Annotated in this window: 20 protein-coding genes; 16 read left to right on the top strand and 4 right to left on the bottom strand. The window is 44.5% G+C overall.

The window, feature by feature from the left end:
* Positions 1–3 precede the first annotated feature (3 nt).
* Positions 4–840, top strand: a complete 837-nt coding sequence (locus AB432_RS14980) for a M55 family metallopeptidase (protein ID WP_048032951.1) — start codon at positions 4–6, stop codon at positions 838–840.
* A 51-nt stretch (positions 841–891) separates the two neighbouring features.
* Here the strand turns inward: AB432_RS14980 and AB432_RS14985 are convergent, their stop codons facing one another.
* Positions 892–1,554, bottom strand: a complete 663-nt coding sequence (locus tag AB432_RS14985) for an S-layer homology domain-containing protein (RefSeq protein ID WP_048032952.1) — start codon at positions 1,552–1,554, stop codon at positions 892–894.
* Positions 1,555–1,792: 238 nt separating this feature from the next.
* Between AB432_RS14985 and AB432_RS14990 the strand changes: the two genes are divergently transcribed.
* Complete coding sequence (locus tag AB432_RS14990; protein WP_048032953.1) at positions 1,793–2,638, top strand: M15 family metallopeptidase; 846 nt, start codon at positions 1,793–1,795, stop codon at positions 2,636–2,638.
* A 140-nt stretch (positions 2,639–2,778) separates the two neighbouring features.
* On the opposite strand, the gene AB432_RS14995 is transcribed toward AB432_RS14990, so the two are convergent.
* Positions 2,779–3,543: a C40 family peptidase gene (locus AB432_RS14995; protein WP_048032954.1), complete on the bottom strand. Its 765-nt coding sequence runs from the start codon at positions 3,541–3,543 to the stop codon at positions 2,779–2,781.
* Positions 3,544–3,690: 147 nt separating this feature from the next.
* On the opposite strand from AB432_RS14995, the gene AB432_RS15000 reads away from it, so the two are divergent.
* The 4 genes from AB432_RS15000 (at position 3,691) to AB432_RS15020 (ending at position 7,040) form a co-directional block, all read left to right on the top strand.
* Entirely contained in the window at positions 3,691–4,377 is a 687-nt protein-coding gene (locus AB432_RS15000; RefSeq protein WP_048032955.1) for a response regulator transcription factor, read from the top strand.
* 93 nt (positions 4,378–4,470) lie between these two features.
* Positions 4,471–5,754 (top strand): sensor histidine kinase, encoded by a 1,284-nt coding sequence (locus AB432_RS15005; RefSeq protein WP_235617699.1) that lies wholly within the window; start codon positions 4,471–4,473, stop codon positions 5,752–5,754.
* 320 nt (positions 5,755–6,074) lie between these two features.
* Entirely contained in the window at positions 6,075–6,314 is a 240-nt protein-coding gene (locus AB432_RS15015; RefSeq protein ID WP_048032957.1) for a glutaredoxin family protein, read from the top strand.
* A 177-nt stretch (positions 6,315–6,491) separates the two neighbouring features.
* Entirely contained in the window at positions 6,492–7,040 is a 549-nt protein-coding gene (locus tag AB432_RS15020) for a MarR family winged helix-turn-helix transcriptional regulator (protein WP_235617700.1), read from the top strand.
* Between the two features lie 88 nt (positions 7,041–7,128).
* Here the strand turns inward: AB432_RS15020 and AB432_RS15025 are convergent, their stop codons facing one another.
* A complete protein-coding gene (locus AB432_RS15025) occupies positions 7,129–8,025 on the bottom strand; it encodes a LysR family transcriptional regulator (protein WP_048032959.1) in 897 nt (298 codons plus the stop codon).
* 127 nt (positions 8,026–8,152) lie between these two features.
* Between AB432_RS15025 and AB432_RS15030 the strand changes: the two genes are divergently transcribed.
* The 6 genes from AB432_RS15030 to AB432_RS15055 all read left to right on the top strand — a co-directional run bounded on the left by AB432_RS15030 (position 8,153) and on the right by AB432_RS15055 (position 13,200).
* Positions 8,153–8,836: an MOSC domain-containing protein gene (locus AB432_RS15030; RefSeq protein ID WP_048032960.1), complete on the top strand. Its 684-nt coding sequence runs from the start codon at positions 8,153–8,155 to the stop codon at positions 8,834–8,836.
* Between the two features lie 30 nt (positions 8,837–8,866).
* The gene (locus AB432_RS15035) at positions 8,867–9,655 is read left to right on the top strand and encodes a xanthine dehydrogenase family protein molybdopterin-binding subunit (protein ID WP_048032961.1); all 789 of its coding nucleotides are present in this window, start codon (positions 8,867–8,869) and stop codon (positions 9,653–9,655) included.
* Between the two features lie 10 nt (positions 9,656–9,665).
* The gene (locus AB432_RS15040) at positions 9,666–9,881 is read left to right on the top strand and encodes an FAD binding domain-containing protein (protein WP_048032962.1); all 216 of its coding nucleotides are present in this window, start codon (positions 9,666–9,668) and stop codon (positions 9,879–9,881) included.
* A 39-nt stretch (positions 9,882–9,920) separates the two neighbouring features.
* On the top strand, positions 9,921–10,502 hold the full coding sequence (locus AB432_RS15045) for a cupin domain-containing protein (RefSeq protein WP_048032963.1): 582 nt from the start codon (positions 9,921–9,923) through the stop codon (positions 10,500–10,502).
* A 137-nt stretch (positions 10,503–10,639) separates the two neighbouring features.
* Positions 10,640–12,460, top strand: a complete 1,821-nt coding sequence (locus AB432_RS15050; RefSeq protein ID WP_048032964.1) for a PAS domain S-box protein — start codon at positions 10,640–10,642, stop codon at positions 12,458–12,460.
* Between the two features lie 107 nt (positions 12,461–12,567).
* A complete protein-coding gene (locus AB432_RS15055) occupies positions 12,568–13,200 on the top strand; it encodes a YczE/YyaS/YitT family protein (RefSeq protein ID WP_048032965.1) in 633 nt (210 codons plus the stop codon).
* Between the two features lie 23 nt (positions 13,201–13,223).
* Here AB432_RS15055 and AB432_RS15060 read toward each other — a convergent pair whose 3' ends face one another.
* The gene (locus tag AB432_RS15060; protein WP_048032966.1) at positions 13,224–14,441 is read right to left on the bottom strand and encodes an MFS transporter; all 1,218 of its coding nucleotides are present in this window, start codon (positions 14,439–14,441) and stop codon (positions 13,224–13,226) included.
* Between the two features lie 286 nt (positions 14,442–14,727).
* Here AB432_RS15060 and AB432_RS15065 point away from each other — a divergent pair, with 286 nt between their 5' ends.
* Genes AB432_RS15065 through cntA form a run of 4 tightly spaced genes read left to right on the top strand, consistent with a single transcriptional unit; the run spans position 14,728 to position 19,381 of the window.
* Positions 14,728–15,573 carry a histidine racemase CntK family protein gene (locus tag AB432_RS15065; protein ID WP_048032967.1) on the top strand — a complete coding sequence of 282 codons (846 nt, stop codon included), beginning with the start codon at positions 14,728–14,730 and terminating at the stop codon, positions 15,571–15,573.
* A 34-nt stretch (positions 15,574–15,607) separates the two neighbouring features.
* Positions 15,608–16,414 (top strand): class I SAM-dependent methyltransferase, encoded by an 807-nt coding sequence (locus AB432_RS15070; protein ID WP_048032968.1) that lies wholly within the window; start codon positions 15,608–15,610, stop codon positions 16,412–16,414.
* 18 nt (positions 16,415–16,432) lie between these two features.
* Complete coding sequence (locus tag AB432_RS15075; RefSeq protein ID WP_048032969.1) at positions 16,433–17,740, top strand: opine metallophore biosynthesis dehydrogenase; 1,308 nt, start codon at positions 16,433–16,435, stop codon at positions 17,738–17,740.
* Positions 17,741–17,773: 33 nt separating this feature from the next.
* Positions 17,774–19,381 carry a staphylopine-dependent metal ABC transporter substrate-binding lipoprotein gene (gene cntA, locus AB432_RS15080; protein ID WP_048032970.1) on the top strand — a complete coding sequence of 536 codons (1,608 nt, stop codon included), beginning with the start codon at positions 17,774–17,776 and terminating at the stop codon, positions 19,379–19,381.
* Positions 19,382–19,388 lie beyond the last annotated feature (7 nt).

Here is a 19,388-nt window from a genome sequence, read left to right on the forward strand (position 1 = left end):
CTCATGAAGGTGTTTATTTCGTTGGACATGGAAGGGATCTCTGGACTAAGCGAATGGGAGGATGTTATCCCCGGCCACAGACATTACGAAGCGGGGAGAAGACTGCTGACCCAAGACGTAAATGCAGCGATTGAGGGTGCACTGGAAGCAGGTGCTACCCAAATTATTGTCAATGAGTCTCATGGACCGATGAATAATATCATTTTGGAAGAATTGAATCCACAGGCAGATGTCATCCGCGGTTTTTTCAAGCCTCTTTGTATGATGCAGGGGATCGACAGTAGCTGCGATGCCGCATTTTTCATCGGTTATCATGGAAAAGCGGGAACAGGAGATGCGGTACTCAATCATACGTTGTCTGGTCTCGCTATCCATCGGCTGATCTTAAATGGCAAAGAGGTGGGCGAAGCAGGTTTAAATGCAGCAATAGCGGGAGCCTTTGGTGTCCCTGTCGTACTCGTTACCGGAGACTCCCAGACGGCTAAAGAGGTGGAAGAAGATATCCCTGGAGTCTTTACAGTCGCCGTGAAAACTGGGATAACTGGACTCTCGTCGCAAGCAATGCATCCAGTTCGTGCGAGAGAGCTGATCCGTCAGCAAGCAAAAGAAGCGTTGCTCCATCGCAATACCGTTAAACCGCTTGAGCAAAGAGCAGAGAATACGATAGAAGTCGAGTTTACGAAATCACAATTTGCCACAGCAGTCAGCTGGATGCCAGGAGTTGAACTCATCGAAGGACGAACGGTACGCTTCCATTCGCCTGAAGTTGTTAGTATGATGCCCGTCTTGCAGGCGATGCTGTTGATAACCGGGCAAGTGAATCGGATGATTATGGGTTAAGTAAATCAAAAATGCAGCTCCTCATCACGAGGATCGCTGCATTTTTTCATTTCAGTTCAGAGGCTTATGACTTTTTAAATACGCAAGGGCATTATATATCATTTCGGCTGCCTCTTCACGAGTGATGGTCTTTTGCGGATGGAGCTTGTTTTCCTTGTCCAATTCGATAATATCTCTCGCAATAGCTCGTTGAATGGAACCTTGGTAATCCACGGTGAGTTCATGATTATCTTGGATTTCTACCGGTACGAGTTTGATCATGGGCAGATTACCCTTGGCCTCCATGACTCTCATTAGCTGGTGAATGAACTGCTCTTTGGTCCATTCTGCATTCGGATCAAGATCATCTGGTAAGTCCAATCCGTTCGCAGCCGCTATGATCAGACTCTCTGCATACCAAGCATCGTTATCTGCTTTGGAAAAAAAGTCAGTAGCTTGTGGAGCCTTTACAAAACGGATCGCTGCCAGACTCAAATCAAAGGCATTTACAATCAGTTGAATACCTTGAGCAGCCGTTATCGTTTCGTTCGGTGCAAATTTGCTATCCTCTACGCCTTTTATTACGCCTTGTTGCTGTAAGGAAAGAATTTTATCTTTCGCTCCCGATTGGGCAAGATCCGTAAAAGGAGTCGTTGCAGCAAAGCTTGGTTGGGCGAATGACACAGTTAAAAAAGCAAGGATGGAGAGAGACATCATATTTTGTCTGACATTCATGGTAGCCACCTCGTCTATTTTTGAAGTTTCACTCCATTTGACGAGGAACAATTGACAACGTTTCAGCTTTTTTCGCACTCTATCGGATTACAAAGGACAACTATGGAAATTTTCTGTTTGTTTACAACGAAATGTTTTAAGGAAAATTTTATCTTTTGTCCACGATTTCATTTATCATTGCCTATTATCATCCTATTGAGAAAGAATAACGTGTATTTGAACCGTGGAGGAAATGGAAATGAAAAAGCGATTTCTCTTACTAAGTATCCTTTTATTGCTACTGGCTTATTCGTTATTGCAACCTTTAGTAGAGGACGTATGGCAAAAACAGCCGGATGTTACAGCTTTCCCGAAGTACAAAGAGATTCGCGTTGAAAAAGACCAGATTTATCAGGGTGATCTGTTATTGGTCAACAAGTACGATCTGATCCATCCAGAGGCGGTGCCATCCGATGTGATCCAATTGTCTTCGCACAAATATTTAGTGGAGGGCTATCGCTTGCAAGACAATTCCATTGAATTGTCTGAGAAGGCAGCGGAGGCCTTCAACGAAATGGTGAACGCAGCAAACAGTGACAATGTAAAGCATTTTGTGCTCCAGAGCGGTTACAGAAGCTTGGAAAAACGGAGCGAACTGTCTAAAGAGAAGGGACATGACAATACTTTGCCAGATTGTTTGAGTGAACATCATCTGGGTACATCCCTGGACGTTGCATCCACACAAATGAAAATCGACTTATCCCCAGAAGGGAAGTGGCTACAAAAAAACGCCTGGAAATACGGGTTCATTTTGCGCTATCCGAAGGAAAAGGTCGCAATCACTGGCATTCCTTACAACCCTACCCATTACCGATTTATAGGTTTGCCGCACAGCGCCATTATGCAAGAGCGCCAATTATCCTTGGAGGAGTACGTGCATTACTTGCGGGAGGCAAAGGAAGTATCAGGGACGATAAATGGTGGCGACTACAAAATTTACTATTTTCCAGTGGCGACTAGCATCATGATTCAAGTGCCTACCAATGGGAAGTATGTGCTTTCTGGTGACAATCAGGGAGGTGTTATTGTGACAGAGTTTTTGTAGTTTGCTGATTTTTTTTACACAGTGAGCGCAGCGGAACATGTTTCTCCCATTTCCTTCGTGAAGGTGAGCGAATCAGGCCGTTCGTTTTTAGGAGATAGGAAAAAGCTGCTGAAGCACTCAGCAGCTGCCCAAGAAGATGATTAAATCACACGTCTTCCAAGCTCAAATCGTTTTTCCCAGGAAGTCCCTTCAAATTTGGTTGTCGTGACTCCCGGCTTACCGTACGTATGCAGCAGCTTATTGTCTCCAGCGTAGATGGCAACATGGGTAATGCGAGAAGATGAGCTGCCGTAGCTGCGGAAGAACACAAGATCTCCTTTTTGCAGTTGATCCTTCGAGACTTTTTTACCGACTTTGGACTGTTGACGTGAGTCTCGCGGCAGACTTATTCCGACCTCTTTAAACACTCGCTGTGTAAAGGAAGAGCAATCAAATGTGCGCGTTGTTTTTTTGCTCGAACCGTACTTATAGGGTACGCCTTTATACTTCAAGCCTTTTGAAATGACCTGATCGGCAATGTCGGAAGAGGGGGCGGAAGTATTCGTAGCCCTATTATCTTTCTCAGTGCTTGGATCAGAAATGGTTGAAGATGAATCTGTTCCATTTTGGTCCGTAGTGCTTTCCTCATTGGCTGTCAGGTCGTTATTCGTACCATCTTGCACCATTTGATAAAATTGCTGAATTTCAGTCTGTTCATTGCTCTGATCTTCAACTGATGCTTCGATGCTTTGTTGCAAGTTCTGCTCATTCTTATGTTTTTTCTGCTGTTTATCCAGTTTATGTGTAGTTGTGGAGGTGAGACTTGTCTCTGAAGCTGCGTAGGCTTGTCCGTTCATGAGAAGAGAAGTTCCCATTAGAATAGCTACGACCGTAGTAGTTGTACCTTTCCAGTTGCGCTTTGTCATGATGTTCCTCCTTCTGAATGGTTGATCTTGTTGTGTGTTTCTCATCCACGCTCTTATCGTACAGAACAAAACTAAGATTCCCGGTAGAATTTCATGAGAGTTTCCTGAGAAAACTGTTGGTAAGATATTCAAACGGAGATGATATACATGCCTACGCCAGATGGAAAAGGCTATTTGCTGCTCGTGGAAGATGAGCATAACTTGGCAAGATACTTACAGTTGGAGTTAGAGAATGAAGGATTTTCGACGGATATTGAATACGACGGGCTTTCCGGATTAGAAAAGGCACTAACGGTTGAGTACGACCTCATCCTGCTGGATGTCATGCTGCCCGAATTATCGGGGATAGAATTATGCCGACGAATTCGGGAAACCAAAGATGTCCCCATTGTTATGATCACGGCTCGTGGAGAGGTTCCGGATATCGTGACGGGGTTAGACAGTGGAGCCAATGACTACCTGGCGAAGCCGTTTGCCATCGAGGAGTTATTTGCCCGGATTCGGGCCTTATTGCGTCAGCGGGAATCAAAAGCGAATCAAGAGATAGTGGTTGGCCGATTGCGTATCCAGCCAAACGCGCGGCGCGTGTTCCTCGATGAAGAGGAAATCATGTTAACACCACGCGAATTTGATTTGCTTTTTTATCTGGTTCAAAACAAGGAGCAAGCGGTCTCGCGAGAGCAAATTCTCACAGCCGTTTGGGGTTTTGACTTTATGGGGAATACCAACATCGTGGATGTGTATATCCGGTATTTACGGAATAAAATTGAAAGTGATCCATCCGTCAAACTGATTCATACTGTGCGAGGAATTGGATATACACTACGAGATTAAAAGGAGAACGCAGTGCTTACACATCGCAGACACTCACTCAAATGGAGACTCACGCTGTTTTTTAGCTCTGGCATGCTGGTCCTGCTTCTCTTTTTGTCCATTTTTATTTTTTTCAGCACCTCTAATCTCGTCCATCAACATGAGCAAAAATTGCTCAATCAGAAAGCAACGGCCATCGCAGCCGATTTGAAAACGGAAATCACCGAGGAAGCATCGCTGACGATTAACTATTTGACTCGTTTGTTAACCAATTACGCTGACGTCAATCAATCCATAAACATTAGCGACCAGAACGGCAAGGAAATCGCTTCGATACAGGGAGCCAATTGGACAAAAGAGCCGGAAGACTATTATGAAAGAACCTTGGTGGCTAAAGAACCGGTACAGCTACCGTTCACATCCGAGCTTTTGTTTGTGCAGATTTCTACGACGACAGAGGCGCTTGAATGGTATTTTTCCATCTTGCTCACGATTCTTTTTCTCTCTTCCTTTTTTACCTTGTTACTTTCCGCGATTGGGGGCTATTGGTTGAGTAACTGGGGACTTAAGCCTCTCGATCATCTTATCCAGCAAATCCATTCCATTTTCCCTCAACGTCTCTCCCAACGAATTCACCATCATCACGTAGAGAATGAAATCTACGAGCTGATCCATGCCTTTAATCTGTTGTTAGACCGTATGGAAGAAGCAATGGTCTATCAGCAGCGATTCGTCACAGATGCATCACACGAGTTGCGTACACCACTCTCGATTATTGAAGGGTATGTAAGTCTTCTGCAAAGATGGGGGCAGCACAAGCCTGAAGTAAGAGATGAAGCACTCGCTGCTGTTCAGCAGGAGTGTAAACGACTTTTCAAACTCATTGATGACCTGCTATCGCTCGCTAAATTGCAGCATACGTCACAACCAGGCTCAACGAAAGTCGTTCAGCCATTAACCCCTCTGCTCCTTGAAGTAAAGCAAGCGTGGGTACCCATCTTCCCTCCACAAATCAAGCTGCTTTTTGAATGGGAAGAAGCTCTTGTCCTGTTGATGGATCGTGAGCGGATTCGACAATTATTGGACATCCTTTTGGACAATGCACGGAAATACACAGATGAAGGGCAAGTGAAGGTACGAGCATATGGGGATGAAGAGGCCGTGCACATTGTGGTAGAGGATACAGGGATCGGTATTCAAGCCAAGGAGATTCCCCACCTTTTTAAGCGATTTTATCGTGTGGACAAATCCCGTACACGAAAAAGGGGAGGAAGCGGGATCGGTCTGGCCATCGCCCAAGCGATTGTCGCAGATCACGAAGGAAGCATCTCTATTGCTCCATCCTCGGAAAGAGGCTTGGTTGTGCATGTTTTGTTGAAAAAAGCGGGAATGGATTGACGTCACGAATGATTAACGTTGGGCTCTGTGCTGTGAGTGTTTCCAAGAAACAAGTCAGAGCGGGCGTGCATTCCAGAGCCTTCGCAGAGTCGTTCTTTTGATTTACTAGTTCCACCTATCGGACTTACAGATAATTGGAATCAGCACAAAGTCCTTGAATTGCTTTCTTTTACAAATGTAGCTCTTCCTGTTTTGGAAGGTCTCATTCATTGTCATTCCCTATGATAATCATAGGGAATTTGTAATTGTTCCGAAAGCTGGTCGCTCCTATAATCAAATACGTAGCAATGCTACATAAAATCATTAGGAGCTGATTCCAAATGCTAAAAGCCATTTTTTATCATGCAGGTTGCCCAGTATGTGTAGATGCGGAGCAAGTCGTCCTTGATTACCTGGATCAAACAAAGCTCGATGTTGAAATTGTCCACCTTGGTACGGAGCGGAACCGCCTTGAAGAAGCAGAGAAGGCTGGTATTCAATCAGTACCTGCTCTCGTGATTGGCGGAAACGTCTACCACATTAACTTTGGGGCAAGCCTGGAAGATGTGAAAAACGGCTAAATGAGAAAAGGAGGTGCTTTTGGGGCGCCTCCTTTTTCCTACGCTTTTACACGACCATGTTTCCATTTACAATGGATAGAAGAATGAGAACAGGGAAGGTAAGATACGCTCATGATGTTTGATCCCCAACAACGTAAGGAAAATCGCTCAGCCCGTATCATGATGGCTCTATTTCGAATGTCCCAGGCGATAAAAAAGGTGACGCAGGCAGAGAGTGATGTACAGGGATTGTCACCCGTACAAATTCAGGCGTTACTGTTCACTTTCTATACGAGAAGCGACGTGGCTACCATTGGTAACTTTGCCAAGGCAATCGGAACGACACATGTGACAGCTGTTAAGATCATCAATGGACTCGTAACGAAAGGACACATGACGAAAGTACCTAAAAAAGAAGATAGACGAGTGACCCTGCTTCAACTGACTAAAAAGGGAAAAGAAGCTGCATTAAGCCTTGAAAAATGGGGGTATACACTGGAAGAAGCCCTTCATTCGATTCCAGATGAGATACTGGAAGATTTCGAGATCGGGCTCGGTTCCGTGATAACAGCGATGCAGAGACGTGGTTATCTCGTTGTAGCGGAGCCCTGTCTAGGCTGCATGCATTTTCGCCCGAATACAGGTGATTCCCATACACCCCATTATTGCGCGTTCATTGAAAAGTACCTTACGCATGAAGCATCCTTGAAAGAATGCCCCGAGCATATTTCCTCTGAGAATGACTAAATAATGATAGGCAATACCTATCGAAATGATAACAACGATGCTATTGAACAAGGATTTACCTCGTCATAAACTGATCTTGACTCCCGCATCAGCGAACATCATCGTGTTTTACCGTGGCAAGTAACTGTTCCATAAAGACTCGGCTTGCTGCACACAAATACTTGTTTTTCCGGTAAACGATACCGATTTGCGCCGTGATAGTAGGCTGTTGGATCGGAATCGTGCGAATCCGTTTATCATCGATATAGTCGAGGTAGCCTTTCGAAAGGACCGTGACACCGACACCTTGCCCGACCATATTCGTAATCGATTCCATTGTGGTCATCTCCAAAACAGGCTGTGCCGAGAAGCCCAGCTCCTGACACTTTTCATCAATTAATTGACGCAAAAAGTACGTGTTCGGCAATAAAATAGAGGGGAGGTCTTTTAAAATCGCAAGAGAAACAAATGGTTCCTTTGCGATCGGATGATCCACAGGTACTCCTAATGCCAGATTTTCCGTATAGAGTGGAATGGTTTCCAGATCGTCATGCTCCATAGGCAAAAAAACAATGCCGAGATCAAGTTCGTTTTTTAGAAGTCCTTCATAAATATCACCGGTTCTCAGCCCGAAAATAGACAATTCAACCTTCGGATAACGCTGGTGAAACTCGATTACAGTGGGCGGGAGCAAATAATTGACAACTGTCAGTAGTACGCCAATTTTTAAGGAGCCTCTGCTTAAGCCTTGCAGCTCACTAATCGCTGCACGTGCCTGTGACAACTCATGAAACACATTGTAGCTATGGTGAAGCAATGTTCTGCCTGCTTCCGTCATAACCGTTCGTTTGCCGACGCGATCAAACAAAGGCATGCCGATTTCATGCTCAAGCAGACGGATTTGCTGACTGAGTGAGGGCTGCGCAATGCCCAATTTCTCGGCTGCGCGAGTAAAATTCAACTCCTGGCACAGTGCCATAAAGTATTCTAATTGCTTGAGCTCCAAGGACTATCCCTCCGACGATTTATGATCGAACAATAGGTTTTTCCTATCATTATAGAACAAACCATTATGAATTTGTATGAAAGTAGTGCGCAATGCGCATTTCCATAAAAGAATGAGGTGATCGCTTGTGAATATCGAAATGATTTCACTGAATGTAGGTAAGCCCAAACAAGTACAGTATCAAAACAAAGAGGTTTCTACCGGTATTTACAAAACCCCAGCAACAAAATCTCTGTATCTATCCTTTTTGAATTTCGAGGGAGATGGACAGGCAGACTTGGTCCACCATGGGGGCAAGGAGAAGGCGGTATGCGTCTATCCTTATGAGCACTACCCATTCTGGGAAGCTGAATTACAGAGAAAGCTGGCAATCGGTGCATTCGGAGAAAATCTGACGATTCGGGGATTAGTTGAGACGGACGTATGCATCGGTGATACCTTTCAGCTAGGGGAAGCGATCGTACAGGTCAGTCAACCGAGACAGCCTTGTTATAAATTATCTGTTCGTTACGGTGTGCCTGAAATGTTGGTTAAGGTCCAAGAGACCGGCTATACTGGCTTTTATTTTCGGGTGCTAAAAGAAGGGCTTGTATCTCATATGGATGGATTGACAAGACTTTCTTCGCATCCAAAAGCGATAACAGTCTCTTATGCAAACCGAATCATGCATCAAGAAAAAGAGAATATCGATGGCATGAAAAAGCTGTTGGAAGTAGAGGAGCTGTCCTCAAATTGGCGAGCGACCTTTACCAAACGATTATCCGGCATAGAAATTGATACGCGCGAAAGGCTGACAGGAAACCAATCATAGCTAGAGCCATTTCATTAATACGGACAACAAGTGTTGTATATATATACCAATGATCGTCCTGCACCAGGTCTCCTACATGCCAAAGTTGCTATCAGTCCGCATGCTCCCGCTACCATAAAATCGATCGATTTGACCGAAGCGATGAAAATACTAGGTGTAAAAGCGATCATAACCGGACGATATTACCCGATACTGACAGGGTCACCACTGGAAGACCGTCCTCCAATCGCAATAGACAAAGTAAGATATTATGGCGAGCCCGTTGCCCTCGTAGTAGAGGAACAGGAATATATCGCAGAGATGGCGACTTACCGAATCAAAGTGGACTATGAACTTTTGCCGACGGTTCTTTCCCCTCGGGAGGCATTTCAGAAAAATGCTCCACTTGTTCACGATTGTCTTGCCGAGTACAGACACCACGAAGAGGTTTACCCTGAGCCGGGAACCAACATTGCGAACAGGACCAAAATCCGCAAGGGAGATATGGCGGAAGGTTGGAGAAATTGCCACCATACCATAGAGGTCGAGGTCACTCTACCACAGTCGGAACACGCTGCAATGGAAAAGAGATGCAGTACGGCACAGATTATGCCCGACAGCAAAGTGATCATCTATTCCACTTCACAATCGCCTTCTGTCATCCGAAGAGCAATCAGCCAAGCATTTCATATGCCCCTTCATAAAGTAATTTTGGCGGAAAAGCCGCGATTCAACCGGAATTTCTTGTTTATTGGCATGCCCGCAGCATTGGCGAATTGCCTGAGTAACGCCGCTGGAGTAGCGTTGAATCAGTTGCCTCTCACGCCCGAAATGATCTGAAGGACGATTCATGACTCCATTTGACTTTGACTACTACCAACCCGCCTCCATTCAGAAAGCTGTGGAATGGTTTCAGTTGCTGCATAAACGCAAGAAAAATCTGATGTATTACACCGGAGGCACGGAAATCATCACATTTGCTCGAACGAATTCGATCCATCCGGGTGCTGTTATTGATCTGAAATTGCTCTTCAGAATAGTTACCTGTCATCAGGTAGCCACATAGGCTAAAGGGTAAATCCTTTACACTGGAGAGGAGATCGCGATGTACAACAACTATTACCATCACTATCAATGGTATGATACCGTGCTTGCCGGATGGAATAACAACCATTTTCACTATGGTTGGAGCCCTCATTATTACAATTGGAGTCATGCGAATGGGAATCGATACTGGAATCGGTATCAGAATACCATCGAATTGAGAGATTATGGACCAAAGCCATTTGTCGTGAACATTGAGCAAGCCACAAAGCAAAACAATACGTTCCGTACAGCATTATGGACAGGGAATCACTTGCAGGTGACGCTGATGAGCATAAATGTTGGAGACGACATCGGTTTAGAAAATCATCCGAATACGGATCAATTCATCCGAGTGGAAGAAGGTCAAGGACTTGTTCGGATGGGGGATCGCAAAGATCATTTAGATTTTGAACAAAGAGTCAATGATAACGATGCTATCATGGTCCCTGCGGGCACGTGGCACAATATCATCAATACGGGTAATACGCCGCTAAAAGTATATTCCATCTACGCACCGCCTCATCATCCATTTGGCACCGTTCATGAGACGAAAGCCAGTGCCATGGCTTCTGAGCAAAGCACGCAAGAATCGAGTCGATAGGCATTGGTGCCAAAATATGCCGCTCCTTTTTAAGGGGCGGTATTTTTTAGTGGGATAGATATTTTCTCAAGGATATTTTTAACGGGTATAGAATATTAACATTATTCACAATCTTTGTTTGAGGAAGGTATAAACCTATGGATAAAGAAGCTGAGCGAATCGACCTTAGACAAGAACAGTTCAACATGAAAGAGCTGCTTCAGTCACTTTTTGAAACGACTACGGACGCGATTTCAATTAGGGACATGCAGGGTAATATACTTTTTTTGAATAGTGCTTTTGAAAAAATTTATGGTTGGACACATCAAGACCTCCTGAATGATCCGTACTGTCTTGTACCTGAAGATCTCATTAACGAGACAAAGGACATTTTCCACGAGATTAAATTTGAAGGAAAAAATATAACGGGCTATGAGACCGTGCGTCACCGTAAAAATGGTCAGATCGTTCAGGTTAGTTTAACAGCTTCTCCGTTAAAGGATACAAAAGGAACGATCATAGGCACTTCAGTCATCGCCAGAGATATAACGGACCGCAAAATGGCGGAAGAAGCACTCGTGAAAAGCGAGGCAAAGTACCGTATCCTTGTAGAACATACGAGCGATGTTATTTGTCAGTATGATGTACACATGAATAATCTTTTTGTATCTCCTTCTATCGAGCACCACTTGGGATACACACCGGATGAATTTTTACAAACGAGTAGTTTTGATCACATTCACCCCGATGATGTCACTATCGTGAAAGATATGCGTTCCTTAATCTCCACGTATCCCCAAAGTGTTCAAATGGAGATCAGGTTACGACACAAAAATGGATCATGGGTGAATTGGGAGTCGCGTTGTGTCCCCATCATGTCTGAGAACAATGAGGTTGAAAGCTTCCTATTCGTTTCTCGCAATATCACCGAGCGAAAACACTCCGAAGAAGCTTTGCGCAAGAGCGAGGAACAGTATAGATTCATCGCCGAGCACACGGCAGACTTCATTTCCGTCATTGATAAGTACGGTCACGTATCGTATAGCTCACCTTCACATGAGAAGAAGTTAGGTACGAGCCAAATAATCTTTGAAAACATACATCCGGAAGACGCATCACTCGTCTGTGAGCAATTTGTTTCTATGATTCAATACAATATCCCCATTACATGTGAGTATCGATACAAACTAGAAAACGAGAAATGGATCTACCTTGAATCAAGAGGAATGCCGTTTTTTAGCTCGGATGGCGGAAATCAGTACTTCATTAACGTGACACGTGACTTAACGGAGAGGAAGCAGAACGAAGAACTTCTCCGCAGAACAGAGAAGCTGTCCGTAATCGGTGAATTGGCTGCAAGTATCGCTCACGAAATAAGGAATCCGCTTACTTCATTGAAAGGCTTTATCCAGTATTTGCGGCCAACGCTATCGGAGGGCGCCATTTTTACAGACATTATGTTGTCCGAGCTAGATCGCATTAACTTTATCGTGAGTGAGCTGCTTGTATTGGCCAAACCGCAAACGCTCCATGTGAAGCGGATTCTTTTACACCCGCTCATTGAAAGTGTGGTAAAGTTTCTCGAATCAGAAGCGAATCTCAACAACATTTCGATTAACACAATATTTAGCGATATACCGATAGCGATCAAAGGAGAAGAAAATCAAGTAAAACAAGTCTTTATCAATATTTTGAAGAATTCCTTGGATGCGATCACGGCGAGTGGCGAAATCAGCATAGAAACCATCTGCCTACATGATAACCAAGTGCTGATTCGCTTTACTGACAATGGATGTGGCATTTCCCAAGAACTGCTACCTAGACTCGGCGAACCTTTTTATACCACGAAAGAGAAAGGAACAGGCTTAGGTTTACTTGTCAGCAATAAAATAATGAAAGATCATCAAGGAACCATCACCATCTCAAGTGAGATCAACAAAGGTACCATCGTGGAAATCAGGTTGCCCATTTCGAAATAGGAAGGTGATCCTAATGAATACGCAAATCGTTGGCAATCAGGTAACATTCACGAAATCCCCACCTATGTGTGCTGAAAAAGCCAGATTTTTTAGAGGGGGAGAAAATGATGTGGAGGAAGGTACTGCTTCATCCGCTTGCAATTCGATACAGCGTGTTTATGATCGGACTGGCGATCATGGCGTTTGGCATTGGCATGATGATTGAGGCTCATTTAGGTGTTGCACCGTGGGATACACTGCATATTGGATTACAGAAGACATTTGGACTGACCATCGGCATATGGTCGCAGATCGTGGGTGCCATGATCATTCTCGCTTCCTACATCATTGGCAAGATCCGGCCTAACGTGGGTATGTTTTTAAACATGTTTTTCTTCGGGCTGTTTATTGACTTATTCATGTGGTTGAACTGGATTCCTACAGGAGAGACCATTACAGAACGAGTGATTTTGTTCGTAGTTGGTCTGCTCATCTATACGATCGGAACGGGGATGTATATTTCACCGCGATTGGGAGCTGGTCCTCGTGACAGTTTTATGTTAGCTCTACATGAGCGAATGGGATGGGGCATCGGTAAAGTCAGGATCGGTATAGAGTGCACGGTCATGGTGCTAGGTTTGTTGCTTGGTGGGCCCGTTTCGGTGGGAACCTTTGTGACGGCCCTTGCGATCGGACCGCTGATCAAGCAGTTTATTCCGATGTGGGAGCGAATCCTGGCAAAACCGTACGGAACGGCTTAACCAGCGCAAAAGAAAAAGGGTGCTCAAATGGAGTACCCTTTTTCACTTTGTTGCAGCTTGCGTTCAGCCATATAGGAAGCGATTCCCAAAATCAGTCCCAATGCTACGAGCACAGCACCGACCCATGGGAGGGAGGTAATATCTAGATGAGTAATTACCCATCCGCCAATGAAAGCACCAGCTGCATTTCCTAGATTTCCGGCAGAATGACTCGAGGTAGAAGCAAGCGCTGGTGCATGCTGCGCGAGGTTCATCACACGCACTTGCAGCCCTGGAAATACAGCGAAAGAAGCAGCGCCCCATAGAAAAATAGTCAAAACGGCAGCTGTGGGACTATAGAGGGTAAACGTAAACAGCGTGAGAATGATGCATATTGTAAAGTAAAGTCCGAGTATGGAAGGCATCAGCTTCCAATCCGCAAGCTTTCCGCCCACGATATTGCCGATGGTCACTCCACAGCCAAAGAGGACAAGAATCCACGTAACATGATACTCAGCAAAACCGGTAATTTGCGTCAGCAGTGGCGCAATGTAAGTAAATACGGTGAAGAGACCTGCATTGCCCAGTGCTCCGATCAGAAGGTACAGAAGGAGCTTGGGCTTGAGAAGAGCGGTAATTTGCCCAGTGATACTCCCCGTGTTTTTTTGCCGCATGTTTGGGACGAAAACGAGTATTCCGATGAGTGCTATTATTCCCATGATCGCAATAGAGCCAAATGATGCTCGCCATCCCATGTGCTGACCGATGAAAGTCCCCAAAGGTACACCAATGATATTGGCGATCGTCAGGCCTGCCATCATGATAGAAACGGCTGCGGCACGTTTGTCTGGACTTACCAGACTGGAGGCTACAACAGCCCCAACTCCAAAGAATGTCCCGTGTGTCAAAGCGGTGATCAGGCGTGCCCCCATCAGTATCTCATAGTTGGGAGCAAAAACAGAGATTCCGTTTCCGAGAATAAATAGAACCATTAGTAGACAGAGTAGCTTCTTTTGGGGAATTCGGTGGGTGAGGACTGTCAGTATCGGTGCACCGACGGCTACCCCTAGCGCATACATGGTAATGAGTTGACCCGCGGAAGAGATACTAACCCCCAAATCCTCTGCAACATTCGGCAAAAGCCCCATAATGACAAATTCCGTCATCCCAATGGCAAAAGAGCCCACGGTAAGAGAGAGCAAAGAGATAGAAGACTTTTCCTTGTTGGCTTGTTTCTTGGTAGTAGTGTGAGATAAGTCCATGAAGTCAATACAACCTTTCTCCAGTATAAAATTCCGGTGGAACTGTCGTTTATAGTAGCGGGTAAAGATTACCCGTTCTACTTTGTTAAGTCAAGGTATTCTTTTTGCATGCTTGACTGACCTGTTTGAATTGTGCAGTTGACAGATAACCAAATTGTGGTTATGATTTACTCGTTAATAATCGTAATCATTACGGTTTATTTTTTTCTCGATTAAATCGTAATGATTACGTTTAGAGCGAAGTAAGTAGTTGTTCATCAAAAATAGGGTAAGAGGGTAGGTTGTGATGAAACGGGAAATCGATTTTATAAAGTTTAATCCCACACAAAATATGACCATTCTTGTGAAAAATAATCATCCAACTGCAGAGCATACGCTGATCGCCTCAAAAATAATGTCCTACGATAGTGTCCATGCTGAACAAGTGGGGTTTATCGAAAAATCGAATCATGATGGAGCGGCAGCCTATCTGCAAATGGCTGGGGGTGAGTTTTGCGGCAATGCATGCATGGCATTAGCGACGTTCATCGCGCATGAAAATGGTCTACAGCATCAGGAGTGGACCAACATTGTATTGGAAGCTTCGGGTACAGATCATTTCGTTGCTTGTCGAGTAAAAAGAATCGAAGACGAATATTACTGCCAAGTTTCGATGCCCCTTCCTAAAAAGATCGAGCAGCAATCAATCAACTATGATGGCGACGAAATCAACATGGTGATTGTGAGGTATCCTGGTTTCTTTCACATCGTGATTGAAGTGGACGAGTTCAGTAAAGCGGTAAGAAAACGTGCACAATCTTTAGCCAAGCTGCTGGGAGTAACTGTAGGGGCGAATTTGATCGGGGTGCTATTGTATCAGCCAGCTTCGAATGAAATGGCTCCGCTGATTTTTGTTCCACCAGTAGATAGCATGATCTGGGAAAGAGGCTGTGGGTCAGGTACTGCTTCACTTGGAGCCTATCTGGCTTGGAAAAAACAAGGCGATATCGCTGCTCCAATCAGGCAACCGGGAGGCACGATTCATGTAACGGCCATTTGGCAAAGAGAGGCGGTAACAAGCCTGAAAATTGAGGGGGCAGTCGGAATTGTGGCACGAGGCAAAGCATTCATCGAGATACACGATACCGTTTGAGGTGTCACATTTTATTTAGCAAGGGGAGAACTGAATGAATAGACCTGAACAGTTGCAACAGCATTTGACTGCATTTCTAGAAAGGTTCACCCATTTAGCCGACCGATATGACGGCACCATCCATCAGAGCTCGGAGTTAGAGAAGATCATCGATGAGTATTCTTCCTTCATAACAGATGAAAGAAACAAAGAAGCCTGGGAGCAACTAGAACAGTCAATCGTAAGCCACTTGGATCAGCTTGTGGAGGATGTAAGGAAATCGTCGGCGATTTGCGTTGCTATTATGGAGAAATATCGTGCGTTGAAGCTGCTTGATGGGATTGCTGATAAGACCGACTACTTTCAAAACATAGAATCATGTATTGAAGAAGAATTTGGGAGTTTCCAAGTTACTGCTGATTCAAAGGTGTTGATGGTTGGCTCAGGCTCATTTCCTATGACGCCATTGTTGATTGCGAAGCGAACGGGAGCAGAAGTAGTTGGAATCGACATTGATGAGGAGGCTATCAAGCTAGGGCGGAGTGTTGTAGAAAGGCTGGGAAGTGGATTGCCTATCCGCTTGGAGCAAGAGTTTGTGGAACGACTCGATGTGACGAAGGATGCAACCCATATCATCTTTAGTTCCACGGTTCCAAATAAATATGACCTACTGGAACAATTGCATCCATTGACAAACGAACAAGTGATCGCGGCGATCCGATACGGTAATCAAATGAAGTCCCTGTTTAACTACCCTATGAGAGAGGTAGATGAGCGGAAATGGACGCTGATTGAAACCATCTTGCGTCCCGACCATGTGTTTGATATCGCTTTGTATAAAAAAGCATCGGCTGCTTGCTGATTTTATAAGGAGGTTTTTATGGGTGCTTTGAAAAGAATCTTGCTATTGGGAACAGGTCCTGCTTCCATTCAAATGGCTGTCCTGCTAAAAAAACAAAGGGATTGCTACATTGGGATCGTTGGGCGTGAGTCTGTTCGTTCCGAATCATTCTTTACTGAACTTAAGCAAAATAGCCAGCAAATTCGTGTAGATATTCAAAATGAAAAGCATCAAACGATGGAGGGCGAATGCCAAATCGATCAAGTATTCCAGGGATATGGGACTGTCACAGGGGAATGGGATACCTTCCTACTAGCTGTCACCACAGATGCTTATGTTGAGGTTTTACAACAAATCGATGGTCAGGTCTTACAGCAAGTAAAGTGCTTGGTTTTAGTTTCTCCGACCTTTGGTTCCAACAGTTTACTACGCCATTATCTAAACAGTATTCATTCAAATGCGGAGATTATCAGTTTTTCTACATACCTTGGCGATACTCGCTGGTTCCACGAAAAGCCTTCCAATCGTGTGATTACGACAGGTGTTAAGAAAAAAGTTTACATGGGCTCGACGCACTCTCCATCCCAGTATGTAAAAAAATTATGTGAGTTATATGAGCAAGTAGGTATCGATTTGGAAGTCATGGACTCTCCAATTGAGGCGGAAACGAGAAACATATCCCTGTATGTGCATCCGCCACTGTTTATGAATGATTTCTCCCTTCGTGTGATATTTGGAGAGGAAACAAGCAAAAAGTACGTATACAAAATGTTTCCAGAGGGCCCCATCACGCAATTTCTCATTCGCGATATGCTGACCCAATGGAAAGAGATCACAAATGTGGTGGAAAAGCTCAATATGAAAGGAGTCAATTTGCTGAAGTTCATGACGGATGATAACTATCCGGTGAGGCTGGAGTGTCTATCACGTGATGATATCGAAAACTTCGTTCATTTTGAAGCGACTCATCAAGAGTATTTATTGTTCATTCGGTATACCTCGTTGTTGATCGATCCTTTTTCGGAGCCAGATGCAGATGGAAGATACTTCGATTTTTCTGCTGTCCCCATCCGGAAAATGTTTATCAATAGAGAAGGGTATTGGGATATCCCACGCATGCCAAAGGAAGATTACTATCGCATAAAAATCATACAGGGCATTGCGAGATTCATAGATAGCAGTTGCCCTACCATCGATACATTCATTGAAACGTACGAGCGTAAAATTGCCGAAGTCTCGCGAGCACATAAGGGCGAACGCTTATCGGATGCATTTGTGGTACAAAGCTTTGAGGATGATTTGAAGAGGATATGCAGTGAGATCGGCAAGGGCATCGGATCAAAGTAACTGTGCTAGCACGTATTTTCAGGAGGAATGGGTATGACAGGTAGAATGGGTTTTTTAGTAAGGACTTTTACACTCTCAATCGTACTACTGGTTGGATGCAGTAACGGTGATGCGGCAAAAACGGCGTCAACTGATACAGGGAAAGAGATTGTGTATGCCACTTCGAAAGATATAAACGATATGAACCCCCATTTTTATTCCGGCTCCATGCCAGCTCAAGGGTTGGTGTATGAATCGTTAGTAGAAAATACAGAAGATGGGATCAAACCATTGTTGGCTGAATCTTGGGAAGTTTCCGATGATGGAAAGGTGTACAAGTTTCACTTGAGAAAAAACGTGACGTTCCATGATGGAGAACGGTTTAATGCCGAAGCAGTGAAAAAGAATATAGAAGCGGTGCAAAGCAATGCAAGCAAGCACTCCTGGATCAAGCTATCCACCAAGATCGTGGATTGCAATGTACTCGATGAGTATACAGTTGAACTGGTCTTATCCGAACCGTACTATCCGACACTGGTCGAATTGTCGATGACAAGACCTTATGTATTCATCTCGCCCAAAAATTTTGTGAACGGGGGAACCAAAGATGGCGTTAGTGGTTTTAACGGCACGGGCCCCTATAAGCTCACTGAGCATAAAGTCGATCAGTATGCCGTAATGGAAGCGAATGAAAAATACTGGGGCGGCGTGCCCAAGGTAAAAAAAATAACAGCCAAAGTACTTCCCGCAGGCGAAACTACTTTCTTGGCGCTGCAAAAGGGAGAAGTCAACTTTGTATTTACGGATGATCGAGGCGCGAATAGTCTCGATGTTGAAGCCATGAATCAGTTGGTTGAATCCGGTGAATACCAGATTATTCGCAGTCAACCAATGAACACAGGCATCATTGTCGCCAATAGTAGCAAAACCGAGAGCCCTGTACATGAAACCGCTGTACGCGAAGCGTTTTGGCATTCGATTGACAGAGAGACTATCAGTAAACAAATATTTGAAGGCACTGAACAACCCGCTTATACCCTTTTCTCTTCGAATGTCAATTACGCCAATGTGGAAGTAGAGAAGCGGGGCTACGATTTGGAAAAAGCGAAAAAGCTTTTGGAGGAAGCGGGCTGGGGTATCGGGAATGCGGGTGAAATCAGAACGAAAAACGGAAAGCCATTAGCCATGAAGCTATATTACGATGTCAATTCGTCCACTCAAAAAACGCAGGCTGAATTCATTCAAAATACGGGAAAACGGATTGGGATTCATCTGGAGATTGTGGGAGAGGAGTCTTCTTCGATTGCGAACAGAAGATCTACAGGTGACTATGACCTGCTTTTCAATCAAACATGGGGACTCGCGTATGATCCGCAGAGTACAATCGCTGCTTTTACTTCCAAGTCTTCCTATTACCATACGACAAGAGGTATCGCGCAAGCTGATGAGCTCTATAAAAAGATAGAAGAAGTCATGGTGACGACGGATGAGGAACATAGAAAATCGTTATATACCGATATTTTGATTATAGTTCATAAGGAAGCCGTATTTATTCCGATTACGAATGGAAGAGTGTCGATCTTGGCTCCCAAAAACTTGCAGGGCATCTCGTTTAAGCAAACGCAATTCAAGCTTCCATTCGAGCGGATGTACTTTGAATAAATACACA

The sequence above is a fragment of the Brevibacillus brevis genome, assembly GCF_001039275.2.
Classification (GTDB): domain Bacteria; phylum Bacillota; class Bacilli; order Brevibacillales; family Brevibacillaceae; genus Brevibacillus; species Brevibacillus brevis_C.

Coding starts and splice junctions, on each gene's coding strand:
- AB432_RS14980 (WP_048032951.1), top strand. CDS start 4: ATGAAGGTGTTTATTTCGTTGGACATGGAAGGGATCTCTGGACTAAGC.
- AB432_RS14985 (WP_048032952.1), bottom strand. CDS start 1,554: ATGAATGTCAGACAAAATATGATGTCTCTCTCCATCCTTGCTTTTTTA.
- AB432_RS14990 (WP_048032953.1), top strand. CDS start 1,793: ATGAAAAAGCGATTTCTCTTACTAAGTATCCTTTTATTGCTACTGGCT.
- AB432_RS14995 (WP_048032954.1), bottom strand. CDS start 3,543: ATGACAAAGCGCAACTGGAAAGGTACAACTACTACGGTCGTAGCTATT.
- AB432_RS15000 (WP_048032955.1), top strand. CDS start 3,691: ATGCCTACGCCAGATGGAAAAGGCTATTTGCTGCTCGTGGAAGATGAG.
- AB432_RS15015 (WP_048032957.1), top strand. CDS start 6,075: ATGCTAAAAGCCATTTTTTATCATGCAGGTTGCCCAGTATGTGTAGAT.
- AB432_RS15020 (WP_235617700.1), top strand. CDS start 6,492: ATGTCCCAGGCGATAAAAAAGGTGACGCAGGCAGAGAGTGATGTACAG.
- AB432_RS15040 (WP_048032962.1), top strand. CDS start 9,666: ATGACTCCATTTGACTTTGACTACTACCAACCCGCCTCCATTCAGAAA.
- AB432_RS15045 (WP_048032963.1), top strand. CDS start 9,921: ATGTACAACAACTATTACCATCACTATCAATGGTATGATACCGTGCTT.
- AB432_RS15050 (WP_048032964.1), top strand. CDS start 10,640: ATGGATAAAGAAGCTGAGCGAATCGACCTTAGACAAGAACAGTTCAAC.
- AB432_RS15055 (WP_048032965.1), top strand. CDS start 12,568: ATGTGGAGGAAGGTACTGCTTCATCCGCTTGCAATTCGATACAGCGTG.
- AB432_RS15060 (WP_048032966.1), bottom strand. CDS start 14,441: ATGGACTTATCTCACACTACTACCAAGAAACAAGCCAACAAGGAAAAG.
- AB432_RS15065 (WP_048032967.1), top strand. CDS start 14,728: ATGAAACGGGAAATCGATTTTATAAAGTTTAATCCCACACAAAATATG.
- AB432_RS15070 (WP_048032968.1), top strand. CDS start 15,608: ATGAATAGACCTGAACAGTTGCAACAGCATTTGACTGCATTTCTAGAA.
- AB432_RS15075 (WP_048032969.1), top strand. CDS start 16,433: ATGGGTGCTTTGAAAAGAATCTTGCTATTGGGAACAGGTCCTGCTTCC.
- cntA (WP_048032970.1), top strand. CDS start 17,774: ATGACAGGTAGAATGGGTTTTTTAGTAAGGACTTTTACACTCTCAATC.